This is a genomic window from Steroidobacter sp., from assembly GCF_016790065.1.
Taxonomy (GTDB): Bacteria; Pseudomonadota; Gammaproteobacteria; order Steroidobacterales; family Steroidobacteraceae; genus Steroidobacter.
Window position 1 is genome coordinate 1 of the sequence record NZ_JAEUPY010000325.1, and the last position, 13,200, is coordinate 13,200.

At 60.6% G+C, this 13,200-nt stretch carries 11 protein-coding genes; 7 read left to right on the top strand and 4 right to left on the bottom strand.

Translation table 11 applies throughout. The features are described 5' to 3' along the window. The 3 genes from JNL55_RS13445 to gshA all read right to left on the bottom strand — a co-directional run. The coding region (locus JNL55_RS13445) for a hypothetical protein (protein ID WP_293853742.1) at nucleotides 1-769 on the bottom strand (769 nt) is incomplete at its 3' end. Then, a complete protein-coding gene (locus tag JNL55_RS13450) occupies nucleotides 712-933 on the bottom strand; it encodes a hypothetical protein (protein WP_293853744.1) in 222 nt (73 codons plus the stop codon). The genes JNL55_RS13450 and JNL55_RS13445, both read right to left, overlap by 58 nt. Nucleotides 934-1,293: 360 nt before the next feature. Next, entirely contained in the window at nucleotides 1,294-2,877 is a 1,584-nt protein-coding gene (gene gshA, locus JNL55_RS13455; protein ID WP_293853747.1) for a glutamate--cysteine ligase, read from the bottom strand. A 142-nt stretch (nucleotides 2,878-3,019) separates the two neighbouring features. Here gshA and JNL55_RS13460 point away from each other — a divergent pair, with 142 nt between their 5' ends. The 6 genes from JNL55_RS13460 (at nucleotide 3,020) to JNL55_RS13485 (ending at nucleotide 10,035) form a co-directional block, all read left to right on the top strand. Next, the gene (locus JNL55_RS13460; RefSeq protein ID WP_293853750.1) at nucleotides 3,020-3,847 is read left to right on the top strand and encodes a GGDEF domain-containing protein; all 828 of its coding nucleotides are present in this window, start codon (nucleotides 3,020-3,022) and stop codon (nucleotides 3,845-3,847) included. A gap of 196 nt (nucleotides 3,848-4,043) precedes the next feature. Next, nucleotides 4,044-5,606 carry an amino acid permease gene (locus JNL55_RS13465; RefSeq protein ID WP_293853752.1) on the top strand — a complete coding sequence of 521 codons (1,563 nt, stop codon included), beginning with the start codon at nucleotides 4,044-4,046 and terminating at the stop codon, nucleotides 5,604-5,606. Further along, the gene (locus JNL55_RS13470; RefSeq protein WP_293853754.1) at nucleotides 5,603-6,973 is read left to right on the top strand and encodes a glutamine synthetase family protein; all 1,371 of its coding nucleotides are present in this window, start codon (nucleotides 5,603-5,605) and stop codon (nucleotides 6,971-6,973) included. Before JNL55_RS13465 ends, JNL55_RS13470 begins: the two co-directional genes overlap by 4 nt. 26 nt (nucleotides 6,974-6,999) lie before the next feature. Further along, nucleotides 7,000-8,382, top strand: a complete 1,383-nt coding sequence (locus JNL55_RS13475; RefSeq protein WP_293853756.1) for an aldehyde dehydrogenase family protein — start codon at nucleotides 7,000-7,002, stop codon at nucleotides 8,380-8,382. 17 nt (nucleotides 8,383-8,399) lie between these two features. Beyond that, complete coding sequence (locus tag JNL55_RS13480) at nucleotides 8,400-9,620, top strand: iron-containing alcohol dehydrogenase (protein ID WP_293853758.1); 1,221 nt, start codon at nucleotides 8,400-8,402, stop codon at nucleotides 9,618-9,620. Nucleotides 9,621-9,660: 40 nt separating this feature from the next. Beyond that, nucleotides 9,661-10,035: a DUF2845 domain-containing protein gene (locus JNL55_RS13485; RefSeq protein ID WP_293853760.1), complete on the top strand. Its 375-nt coding sequence runs from the start codon at nucleotides 9,661-9,663 to the stop codon at nucleotides 10,033-10,035. Here JNL55_RS13485 and JNL55_RS13490 read toward each other — a convergent pair. Then, nucleotides 10,032-11,390, bottom strand: a complete 1,359-nt coding sequence (locus JNL55_RS13490) for an MATE family efflux transporter (RefSeq protein ID WP_293853763.1) — start codon at nucleotides 11,388-11,390, stop codon at nucleotides 10,032-10,034. The genes JNL55_RS13485 and JNL55_RS13490 overlap by 4 nt on opposite strands. A gap of 168 nt (nucleotides 11,391-11,558) precedes the next feature. On the opposite strand from JNL55_RS13490, the gene JNL55_RS13495 reads away from it, so the two are divergent. Continuing rightward, a complete protein-coding gene (locus JNL55_RS13495; RefSeq protein ID WP_293853765.1) occupies nucleotides 11,559-12,836 on the top strand; it encodes an acetyl-CoA C-acetyltransferase in 1,278 nt (425 codons plus the stop codon). The last annotated feature ends 364 nt before the right edge of the window (nucleotides 12,837-13,200 follow it).

Here is a 13,200-nt window from a genome sequence, read left to right on the forward strand (position 1 = left end):
TGCCGGTCAATCCATCACGGCGCGCCGTTTCCATCAACAACTGGGATTCCAGGAAGTTGGTGCGATTGGCCCGTTCCAACGAATAACAAACGATGGCGCCGATGACGTTGGTAAACAGCAATACACCTACATCGACCAGGCGCTGTGACCCGGGAATACCGGCCAGCGTGGCGATGATGGGATAAGAAAGCAGCACCAGTAGCGAAGCAACTAGCGCCGGCCGGAACGCCAGACCCAGCATCAGATAGTTATAAATGACCGCCAACACTACCGAGGCGATCAGACTCACGCCTTGCGAGGCCGCGATCACCGCCAGCACCACCACGCCGATACCAAACAAGGTGGCGCCGTACGGACATACGATGGGATACCAACGCTGATACAGCCGCGTGTGCACCAGAAGCAACGCGAACAAAAAGATCGGCCCGAGCACGCTGACTCGAATCAAATCCAACGGCCGGTTCACCGGCGCCGGTAGCACCCAATGAGTCAGCGCGGAGAAACCAATGACGAAACCGATGCCCAGTAACAGATTGCGGCTGATCTGGGTGCGATTGTTGGCCAGGTGGGAGCGTCGGAATTTTCGCTCCAGCTCGGCATCGTCGAATTTGAGGCGCGGAAAGCCGCGCTGGAGCTGGAGTGCGTATGCAGAACGAGGCGCCGCAGCGGTAGCGCCGGCCGCAGGAACTTTTTCTGTCGCTGGCCCGGGGATTAGTTCGAATCCTGATGCTTGCGACGATCGCGCGCGTCTTTGATCAAGCGTCGCCATACTTCGTAGGCATCCCAGCCCCCGGTGGATTCGAGCGTTGGCTGCACCACCGTGTCGATGCCGAGCTCCGGCACCGCCAAGGCAATCGCCTCTCCGAGCTTATCGGCATTGGCCGCCGCTGAGCTGCTCATCGGTGTGACAACCGTTTCGATTTGTGTGCTCATAAAAAGTCGGTCGGCGGAGCGCTCTCACGCAAGTTCGGATGAAAAAAACGTGCCCATGTTATTTCTCACCTGACTGTGAAAGCGTGCGCAGTTCTCAGTTTCAGAACCTTGAGGCGTCTTCGTGACGACTTCCGTGCGCGAAACACTCGACAGACGTGGGTGCACGTTTGAATTCGCTTGATTATGTACAAGCGAACCAACCTGCTAGCCAGGTTTGCGAGAGTAACCCTCGTTACTGCCTTCCACCAGTCAGCGCGAAAAATAAACTTCACCCGCTAAATCGCGGCGCTGCGATATCCGGATTCGCGATTCGCGATTCGTTCGCTTGCTTCTCGAACGACCGAGTCCGCGGCGCGGACTTTACCGTGCGAAATATTTGACCAGGAACTGGTCGAAAGTCATGTCGTCGGCCGCTTCTACGGCAGCCTGTCGCTGCAACGACTCTTCGGCTTCGGCGCTGAATTCCGCCAAGCGCTGTTCGTTGGGCGGATACAAGTCCAAAAAGTAAGCTTTGTGGACTCGAGACATCCGCAGCGCGAACTGCGCGAAGCTTTCACCCGTGGTTCGCAGCTCTTGCAGGCTGCGCGCCGACGGGGTGCGATCCGGATCGTCGATCTTGGTCTGTTGCAAATCCAACGCGGCCGTATACGGCCGGCGCTCGTCGCCTTGATCCAGCAGTTCGCAAATGCCGCGCATCGAGTCGACCAGCTCCAGCGCCCAGGTCCGCAACTCTACCGGCTTTCCATTGCGGTTTAGTTTCAATCCAGGCTCGCGGCCACGCCGCGCCACGATGGCGTGATTGGCATCGAGGTGCACTTGTTCGTTGGCGTCGATCGGCTCGCTCTGCTTCAGCACACACAACGCCGCGAATGCTTCCAGAAAGCGCAACTTGTTTTGATTGACACCCACCGGATCGAAGGCGCTCACGTCCAAGGCGCGAAATTCGACATATTCGACGCCGCCACGACGCAACGCTTGCGACGGATGCTCGCCGGAGCGCGCCACGCGTTTGGGACGGATGTAGCTGTAATACTCGTTCTCGATCTGTAACAGATTGGTGTTGAGCTGCTTATATTCGCCGTCGACTTTGACACCCATCTTTTGATAATCGGGATGGGGCGTGCTGACGGCAGCCGTCAGGTCGCGCATATATTCATCCAGACTGTTGACCGAAATCTGCACGCCGGCCTGGTTCTTGTTGCGATAGCCCAGATCGCTCATGCGCAATGACGTGGCGTGCGGGGCATAAAGCGTGCCGGGCGCCAACGTTTCGAGCTGATGATCGCGCCCTTGCACGAACGAGCTGCACAGCGCCGGCGAATTCCCGAACAGATACAGGATCAGCCAACCATGGCGCCGGTAGTTACGCAGTAACGCGAAATACTGTTCGGAGATGAAACTCTGCTCGGCCTGATGCTCCTGCAACGCCTCGGCCAACACCGGCCAGAAGTGTTGCGGGAAGGAATAGTTGAAATGCACGCCGGAAATGGCCTGCATCATCCGGCCGTAACGATTGCCCAAGCCCAGCCGGTACACCTCTTTGAGCTGCCCGATATTGGAGCGGCCGAAGCGCGCGATCGGAATCTCTGCATCGCCGGTGAGCATGCACGGCATGCTGGTGGCCCACAGCAGCTGCTCTTGCAGGTGCCGATAGACGAACTGATGCAGGTCGCACAGATACTGCAGCAGTTGCCAGGACTCGCGAAACGCCGGCGTCACCAACTCGATCAACGCTTCGGAATAATCGGTGGTAATGTGTTCGTGAGAGAGTGCCGAGCCCAGTGCGAGCGGATGCGAACTGTGCTCGATGCGGCCGTCCAGCGAGACGCGCAACGACTCCTTTTCCACGCCCTTCAGGCCATTCTGCAGGACGCGCGGCTCACGGGTATTGATCAGCGTCGCTAGGCGACGCTCGAAGGCGCGATCGATGCCGGAGCTGCTCATGTCAGATCAGAACTGGAAATGGCCGGCAAGTTTCCCGGCCCGCCCGCGAGGCGTCAAGCGGTCCCCCAGAACGACACAAGTGAATGATAGCCCCTGGCACAGTCACGCCTGATACCCAGACCCACCCCCCACCAGGAGCGCCGTGCAGCCACCGACCGCCTTCGACCTCGACTTGCTAACCTCGCATCTGTCGATCGGAGTGGTCACAGCCCTGGCACTCACCGCTATTGCCGCCCTGGTCCGAATGCTGGTGCTGCATAACCGCCTGGCCCGGCGGACCCGCGAACTGGAGACCGAATTGGCCGCGCGCCGTGCACTGGAAGCGCGCAACGAACAGCTCAGCCGCCTGCGTCTGGCGCTGGAAACCAGTAATCAACGGCTCAAACGCCTGGTCGCGGTCGACGCTTTGACCGGCATCGCCAACCGGCGCCAATTCGATCGCGTGCTGGAGCGGGAAGTACGCCGGGCGCGCCGCGAACAGCTGCCGCTGTCCTTGATCTTCCTAGATCTCGATGGCTTCAAGCAGTTCAACGACCGCTATGGCCACACCCATGGCGACGACGTTCTGCGCAAGGTTGCGCAGACCTTGGATGAAAGCTTTCGTCGGGGTGGCGACCTGATCGCCCGCTACGGCGGCGAAGAGTTTGCGGTCGTCCTGCCCGGCGTGGATGCGCATCGAGCCGGCCTGTATGCCGAACGCCTGCGCCGGCGCATCTGGCGGATGGCCATTACCAATGAAGCCGGCAGCAGTAACGAACGCATCACCATCAGCGGCGGCGTCGCAACTCTGGATCCCCGCTCGGCCGAGATCGCCGCAGCCACGCCGGATGCATTGTTACGAGCGGCCGATCAGGCGCTCTATAGAGCCAAATGCCTGGGTCGCAACCGCATCGCTACGGCCGGTGCCAATTCGGCATCGAGCCCCGCGCCGGCTGACGCTGCACGCCCGCCTGTCGAGCTCGCTTCCTAAACTTCTAATAATCACCGACCCGCGCCCGGGCCGTCTGGCCCTACTCTTGCTTGTCACTTCCGCGCCGACCGCGAGCTTGCACCATTCATTCGTGGTCGGCGTATAGTCGATTCGTCGCATTCATCCTCGATAACAACAGTTACACGGAATGTGGGTCGCTGTGCCGGCCGGCATTCGCAGCTGCAAGGAGAATCGCATGACAGACAAGAAAACGGTTGGCGGCGTCACCTATCAAAACGCCGGTAAGGATTACTTCGAAAAGCGCGGGCTGAAACGCCACGCACGCGTCTGGTCACTGTGGGCCTTGGGCGTAGGCGCGGTCATCTCGGGGCATTTCTCCGGCTGGAACTTCGGCATCGGCGCCGGCGGCTGGGGTGGCCTGTTCATCGCCGCCATCATCATCGCCATCATGTATCTGGGCCTGATTTTCAGTCTGGCCGAAATGTCGCCGGCCCTGCCCCACACCGGCGGTGCGTATTCGTTCGCCCGCAGCGCCATGGGCCCGTGGGGCGGCTTCATCACCGGTCTGGCGGAAAGTATCGAATACATCATGACGCCGGCGGTGATCGTGTTTTTCATCGGCTCCTATCTCACCGGCATCTTCGAAACGCCAGCCGCCTATCAACCCTTGTGGTGGATCGGCTGTTATCTGGTGTTCGTGCTACTGAACTACGTGGGAGTGGAGCTTTCGTTCAAGATTTCCGTAGTGGTCACAGTGTTGGCGCTGGCGGTGCTGGTGGTGTTCTGGATCAGCGCCATTCCGCACGCGGACTTTTCGCGCTGGGCATTGAACATAGCGGTCGACCCGGACGGCAAGCTGGTGGAACTGCCGCAAGGTGGCGGCGACTTCCTGCCCTTCGGCTTCCACGGCGTGCTGGCAGCGTTGCCCTTCGCAGTGTGGTTGTTCCTGGCCATCGAAGAGTTGCCGCTGGCGGCCGAGGAGTCGGTGGATCCCAAACAAGACATGCCGAAAGGATTGATCTTTGGCATGTTCACGCTGATGTTGTCGGCGTTGATGATCATGCTGCTCAACGCTTCGATCGGCTCGCCCGAGGAAGGCAAGCTGCACGGCTCGTACTCGTTGGCCACGTCAGCGGAACCGTTGCTCGATGGCTTCCGAGTCATCTTTGCCGGCGACATCGCCAAGTTGCTGGCGTTGCTCGCGGTCATCGGCCTGATCGCCAGCTTTCACACCATCATCTTTGCGTTCGGTCGCCAGATCTATTCGCTGTCACGCGCCGGCTACTATCCAGCGGTGATGTCGATCACGCACGGCTCTCGCAAGACACCGCACATCGCGTTGTTTACCGGCGCAGCCATGGGCCTCGCGGTAATTCTTGCCGTGTGGGTCTCGCTCGGTGCCGAGAAAGGCGGTTCGGTGATCGGTGCGACGCTGCTCAACATGGCGGTGTTCGGCGCCATGATTTCGTACGCGTTCCAAGGGGTGTCGTTCATCCTGTTACGCAAGAACATGCCGCACATCGAACGGCCTTATCGCAGCCCGCTCGGCATTCCCGGCGCGGCCGCCACTGTAGTCATCGCACTAGTCACGCTCTACTACCAGTTGCAGGATCCGGTGTATCGCGCCGGTGTGTATGCAGCTTTGGCGTGGTATGTCGCCGGTGTCGTGTACTTCGCGCTGGTGGGACGCCACAAGCTGGTGTTGTCGCCGGAGGAAGAGTTTGCAATGACTGGCGGCCACCACGGTCATCCCGAGCGCGAGGGTTACGGCACTACCAAGGTTGATAGCGCATCATGATGGAACCTCGCCTGGTCAAGAGCGCTGCCGACGCCAAAGCCATCGTCGAGCAGCGCGGGTTGTCGCACGTCAAAGTCGGCGTGTTCGATACCGACGGCATCATGCGCGGCAAATATATGTCGCGCGCCAAGTTCATCTCGGCCTTGGAAAGCGGCTACGGCTTCTGCGATGTGGTGCTGGGCTGGGACTGCCAGGACCAGCTCTACGACAACGTAAAATTCACCGGCTGGCACACCGGCTATCCCGACGCTCCGGTACGCATCCTGCCGGAGACTTGTCGTCCGCTGCCGTTCGAGGACAACAATCTTTTTTTCTTGAGTGAGTTCACCGGCGCGGGCGAACAGGTCTGCCCGCGCGGACTGTTACGACGAGTGCTCGACAAGGCGAATCAGCTCGGCTTTCAGGCGTACGCCGGCTTCGAGTACGAAGTGTTTTTCTTCGACGAGACGCCCGAATCGATCCGCGCCAAACATTATCGCGACTTGAAGCCCATGGCGCCGGGCTGGTTCGGCTACTCGGTGATTCGTAATTCCACGGCGTCGGAATTTTATCGTCACATGCTGACCACCTGCGACGCCATGGACTTCGGCATCGAAGGCCTGCACGAGGAAACCGGGCCGGGCGTGATCGAAGCCGCCATCGCGTTCGATAGCGCGCTCGCGTCAGCCGACAAGGCGGCGTTGTTCAAGACCTTCATCAAAGTGCTCGCCCAACGCAACAACATGATGGCGACCTTCATGGCCAAGTGGTCGCGCGACTGGCCGGGCCAGAGCGGTCACATCCATTTGTCGCTCAAGGACGCGCACGGCAAGGCGGTGTTCTACGACCAAGGCCAGCCTCACCACATGAGTGAAACCATGCGGCACTTCATCGGCGGCCAACAGCAACTCATGCCCGAGTTACTCGCCATGGTGGCACCCACGGTCAATTCCTACACGCGCTTAATTCCCGGCTTCTGGGCACCGACCGACTCGACCGTCGGCGTCGAGAATCGGACCTGCGCTTTGCGCGTCATTCCCGGCAGTGCGAAGTCACAACGCGTCGAGTATCGCGTCGCTGCCGCCGACGCCAATCCCTACATCATTCTTGCGGCGGCGTTGGGTTCCGGCTTGTGGGGTGTCGAGCATCGCATCGAGCCCGAGCCGTTGGTCGAAGGCAATGCCTACGATCATAAATTTCCCGAGCGCCTGGCATTGCCACGGACGCTGTGGGATGCGGCCCAGCGCCTGAAACAGTCGCGCATGGCTCGCGAATACTTCGGCGACGCGTTCGTCGATCACTACGCCGCCACGCGCGAATGGGAAGAGCGCGAGTTCCGTAAGCACATTACGGATTGGGAGCTGGCGCGCTATTTTGAAATCATCTGATTCACGTTCCTTCTTCGGGTCAGCCCATGCAGAAGACGCTCAGCCCCATCGACGGCAGTGTTTATTTCGAGATCGAGCTGGCCACGCCGGCAGTCATTGACGACACGCTCGATCGGGCCCGCGCCGCACAGCGCGCTTGGCGCAGCACTTCGGTGGCGGACCGCGCGAAAATTCTCAACCGATTTTGCGATCTGTTCGAAAGCCGACGCGCTGAGATCGCCACCGAGTTGACCTGGCAAATGGGTCGTCCCATCCGCTACACGCCTGGCGAAGTGAACGGCACCCTCGAACGCGCGCGGCACATGATCGCCATCGCGCCCCAAGCGCTCGCAGACATCGACGCCGGCCCCAAGGAAAATTTCACTCGCTTCTTACGACGCGAGCCGCTCGGTGTCGTACTCACCATTGCAGCCTGGAATTATCCTTACCTGATCGCCGTCAACAGCGTCATTCCCGCGCTGATGGCCGGCAACGTGGTGATTTTGAAACATTCGGCGCAGACGCCATTGTGTGCCGAGCGCTTTGCCAGCTGCTTGGCCGAGGCCGGCCTGCCGGACGGCGTCTTTCAAGTGCTGCATCTCACGCACGCGGACACTGACAAACTCATTCGCGACCCTCGCATCGACTTCGTTGCCTTCACCGGCTCCGTCGCCGGCGGACACGCCGTACAACGCGCTGCCTCGGAACGTTTCATCGGCGTCGGCTTGGAGCTCGGCGGTTGCGACCCGGTCTATGTGAGACACGACGCTGATGTCGCACACGCCATCGAGAACGTAGTCGACGGCGCCTACTTCAACAGCGGTCAGTCGTGCTGCGGGCTACAACGAATCTACGTGCACGACCACGTCTACGACACCTTCGTCGAAGGTTTCATCGATCTGACGCGCAAGTACGTGCTCGGCAATCCGCTCGAACAGAACACCACGCTCGGCCCAGTCATTCGCACCTCGGCGGCCGACACGATTCGACAGCAGATAGACGCGTCGATTCGCGCCGGCGCGAAGCCCGTCATCGACGAGTCGACTTTTGCTGTCAGCAAACCCGGCACGCCGTATCTGGCACCCCAGGTGTTATTGAACGTCGATCATTCGATGAACGTGATGCGCGAGGAAATTTTCGGCCCGGTGGCCGGTCTGATGAAAGTGACCTCGGACGAACAGGCGATCGCGCTGATGAACGACACAGTGTTCGGTCTGACCGCGGCAATCTGGACCCGCGATGAAGACGCCGCGCTGGCCATCGGCGATCGCATCGACACCGGCACCTGGTTCATGAATCGTTGCGACTATCTCGATCCGGCGCTGGCGTGGGTGGGCGTGAAGAACTCCGGCCGCGGTTGTACGTTGTCAGTGGTGGGTTACGAGCATTTGACTCGCCCCAAATCGTTTCATCTTCGCACGCGCACCTGAAGGTCCTCCCCAGAGACATGAGAGAGTTCGTCATCAAACCGGTTCGCTCCAAGGAAACCCTCATGGCTACGTTACGGGGCAATTGGAATTATCCCACCGCGGTACGTTTCGGCCCCGGCCGCATTGCCGAGCTGGCCGACGCCTGCAAGTCGCTGGGCATGAAACGTCCGCTACTGGTGACCGATGCCGCGCTCGCCAAGTTACCCATGATCGCCACCGCCGCCGGCATCTGCCAAGCGGCCGGACTGGCGTGCGAAGTGTTCAGCGACGTGCAAGCGAATCCGGTGGAGTCGAATGTGACGAATGGCGTCAATGCCTACCGCCGCGGTGCGCACGATGGCGTGATCGCTTTCGGTGGCGGCAGCGCGCTGGACACCGGCAAGGCCGTGGCCTTGATGGTGGGACAAACGCGCCCGATCTGGGATTTCGAGGATCGCGAGGATTGGTACACGCGAGTGAACGTGTCCGGCATGGCACCGACGGTGGCCGTGCCAACCACTTCCGGCACCGGCTCGGAAGTCGGACGCGCCTCGGTGATTACCGACGTGCGCGATCACATCAAGAAAATCATTTTTCATCCCAAGATGTTGCCGGCCATCGTGATTGCCGATCCGGAATTGACCTTGGGCTTGCCGGCGCCGGTGACTGCAGCGGTCGGCATGGACGCGCTGTCTCACAATCTCGAAGCCTATTGTTCGCCTTCCTATCATCCGTTGGCGGAAGGCATCGCACTGGAAGGTATGCGCTTGGTTCACGATTGGTTGGCCACCGCGGTGAAAGACGGCAGCGACATCGAAGCACGCTCGCAAATGATGGCAGCGTCACTGATGGGTGCGACGGCGTTTCAAAAAGGTTTGGGCGCGATGCATAGCCTGAGCCATCCCTGCTCGGCCAACCTGAACACCCATCATGGCCTGACCAACGCGGTGGTGATGCCTTATGTTTTGTCGTGGAATCGCCCGGCGCTCAGCGAAAAAATGCAGCGCCTGGCCGCTTACCTGAACCTGCGGCAACATTCGTTCAGCGGCGTGCTGGATTGGATCGTGGCGTTGCGAAAAGATATCGGCGTGCCGGATACATTGAGCGAGTTGGGCGTTAAACCTGAGCACGCCCAAGCCTTCGCTCAGCAGGCGTTCGACGATCCTTCCACCGGCGGCAATCCCATCCCGGTGTCAGTGTCGGATTTCGCCCAGCTGTATCGAAACTGTATCGAAGGCCGGCTGCCGGCGTCAGCTTAGTCATTGGAAAATTCAGGCGTCGCGAGGCATAGTGATCGCCATGCGCACTTCCCTACTCATCGGCTTGACTCTAGGTGCGGCCCTGGCCTTGCCGGCGCACGCCGACAGCATGCGCTGCGGCGGACGCGTGATTCGCGATGGCAATGCACGTGCGGAAGTACGCGCATTCTGTGGCGAACCGGCAGACGTTCAGACCCGAACGATTCTGCGTCGCCCTTCCTACACCGTCGGCGGCCGGATTGTTTATTTCGGCGAAGGCCTGGTGGAGATCCCGGTGGAAACCTGGACTTATAACTTCGGCCCCAACAAGTTGATGCGCCGGGTGCGTTTCGTCGACGGCCTGGTCGACGATGTGGAAACGTTGGGCTACGGCTACAACGATCCGCAGCGTGGCACCTACAACTCGGGCAACTAACGCGCCGCTGCCAGCCGCAGCTTGGTCTCTCGCCGATAGCGTCCGACCAGCAAGACGGCGCTGATGGTGAGGCCGATGTTCAGCCCAATCCACACCAGCACCGGCCCTTCGTCGCGGTAAACGCCGAAGTAATAGGCGAAGGCGAAGCCAACCACCCAATAAGAAAAGATGCACATCAGCATCGGGATGGTGGTGTCCTTGAAGCCGCGTAACGCGCCGGCCGCGCCCACCTGCACACCATCGGAGAATTGAAACAACGCGGCCATGAGCAGCAACGTCGCTGCCAATTCGCGCACCGGCACATCTCGCGTATACAACGCGGCGATCTGATCATTGAAGAACAAGATCACGATGGCCGAGATCGTCATCACGACGGCGCACATCGCGACACCAATCCAGCCAGCATTGCGTGCGCCCAACAGATCGCCACGCCCGAGCGTGTGGCCCACATGAATGGTGGTTGCGGAACTGATCGCCAGCGGCACCATGAACATGAAAGCCGCGTAGTTCAGCGCGATCTGATGTCCCGCTGCAGTGACCGCGCCCATGCCACCCATCATCAACGCCGCAGCAACGAACAAACCACCTTCGGCCAGAATGCTGCCGGCAATGGGTGCACCGACCCGCGTCAACTCACCCAGCACCGGCCAATTCGGTGGATCGATGCGCGCGAAAAAGTTGAAAGCCCGATACGCGCGATGCATTCGCACGTGTAGAAACATTACGAAGAACATCACCCACATCGAGATCGCCGTCGCCACACCACAGCCCACCGCGCCGAGCTCGGGCGCGCCGAACTTGCCGTACATGAAAATCCAATTGCCGATCACATTCACGGTGAGGCCCAGAAAGCCGGTGAACATGATGGGCTTGGTCCGGCCCAACCCTTCGCTGGTGTAGCGCAGAGAGAAGAACGCCAGCAGGCCCGGCATGCCCCAGCTGATCGCGTGTACATAGCCCACCGCCACCGGCAGCACGTCATCGGCGATGCCGATGGCCGGCAAGAACCAGTCGGCCTGTTGCATACCGAGGAACAACAGGATTGAAAGCAGCAGCACCAGCCACCATGACTGACGCGCATAGACCGTGACTTTCCCGGTGTCGTTGGCGCCGTAGGCATGAGCGATGGACGGCGAGGTTGCCATCAGCAAACCGAAGCCCACGAACATGAATAGGTTGAAGTTCGCGGCGCCCACCGCCAGCCCGGCCAGATCGACCGCGCCCAATTGACCCGCCATGACGGTGTCGGCGAAGGCCATGCCGGTGATGGAAAGATTGTTGCCCAACAGCGGTCCGCCGAGCGCGACGATGGCTCGAGCGTCCGCGGCCAGGCGGGCGCGGCTGGAAGTGCTCATACGAATTCGGCCGCCGACGTTGGCGACCAGTGACAGTGCGGTTTCTTGAGATTGCGGCCGCACAGCCTACGGGTTTGCGCCCGGCGCGCCAACAGCGATCCCTAACTATGCTCACGCGACCACGGCTGGCATGCTGGCAGCCCTTCGTTCGCTCGTCAGGGAGCCACCATGCTCGTAGGTTCTTCGATCCGTCGCGTCGCCATCCTCGGTGGCACTCGGATTCCGTTCGCACGTTCCATGGGCGTCTATGCCGAGGCCAGCAACCAGGAAATGCTGACCGCGTCGCTGCAAGGACTGGTGGAGCGGTTCAACCTGCGCGGCGAAGTGCTTGGCGATGTCGGCGCCGGCGCAGTGCTCAAGCATTCCCGGGACTTCAACCTGACACGCGAAAGCGTGCTCGACAGCGGGCTCGCGCCGGAAACGCCGGCCTTCGATTTGCAGCGAGCCTGCGGCACCAGCCTCGACACCGCCATCGTGCTCGGCTTGAAAATCGCCACCGGTCAGATCGACTCGGCCATCGCGGCAGGTGTGGATACAGCGAGCGACGTTCCTATCGTCTATCCCACTGCGTATCGGAAAATGCTCCTGCGCAGCGCTCGCGGTCGGTCACTCGGCGAGCGGCTTTCGCCTTGGACGAGTTTTCGACCGAGCTTTCTGAAACCACAGCTACCCGGCGTCAGCGAGCCGCGCACCGGCATGTCGATGGGACAGCACTGCGAAAAGATGGCGCAGACCTGGCAAATCGCACGCGCGGATCAGGATCAACTGGCTTACGAAAGCCATCGCAAGGCCAGCGCGGCGTGGGAAGAAGGTTTCTATGAAGATCTGGTGGTGCCGTTTCGCGGTTTGAAGCTGGACAACAACATCCGGCGCGACACTTCGATCGAGAAGCTCGCCAAGCTCAAACCCTCGTTCTCGGCCAACGGCACGTTGACTGCCGGCAACTCCACGCCAATGACCGACGGCTCCGCTGCGGTGTTGCTCGCAAGCGAGGAATGGGCCAAGGCACGCGGCTTACCGGTGCTCGCTTATCTCAGCTACGGCAAGTATGCCGCTGTCGATTTCGTGCAGAAGGAAGGTTTGTTGATGGCGCCCGCTTACGCGGTGCCTCGCATGCTCGCCGATGCCAAGTTGAAGCTGCAGGACTTCGACATCTACGAAATCCATGAAGCCTTCGAAGCCCAGGTGCTGTGTACGTTGAAGGCGTGGGAGTCGCCGGAGTTCTGTCGCGACCGACTTGGTCTTTCTGAACCGCTCGGCGCCATTGATCGCAGCAAGATGAATTTGAAAGGCGGCAGCGTCGCCATCGGCCATCCGTTCGCCGCCACCGGCGCACGCATCATCGCCACTCTCGCCAAGCAACTCGCCCAACGCGGCAGCGGCCGCGGCCTGATCTCGATCTGCACCGCCGGCGGCATGGGCGTAACCGCGATCATCGAGAGATAAATCGGAAGCTAAAAGGGAGGGCGGCCGGTAGGGGTCAAAAAATTGATCCCTACCGACCGCCATCCGGACTGTCACAGGAATAAGTTAAACCGGTGAACAGCCCACTGCACGAGGCGCCGCGATCCCGGGGAGGGGGCAGTAACGAATCGCGACACTTCGAACAACGGTTGATGGAGGTTGGCGGAGCATGCGCGACCGCCAGCGACGTAAAGGGTTGAAGGGGGGTGAAGGGCGTCCTTGCCCGGGTGCATGCCCCGACCTTGCGGGTCCCTGTGAAGGTGTCCCTAATCACACGCACGCGGATCCTAAAGGGTAAAGCGACAAACCCAGGCGAATACCCTCACAGCCACAGCAGATTGTTGCC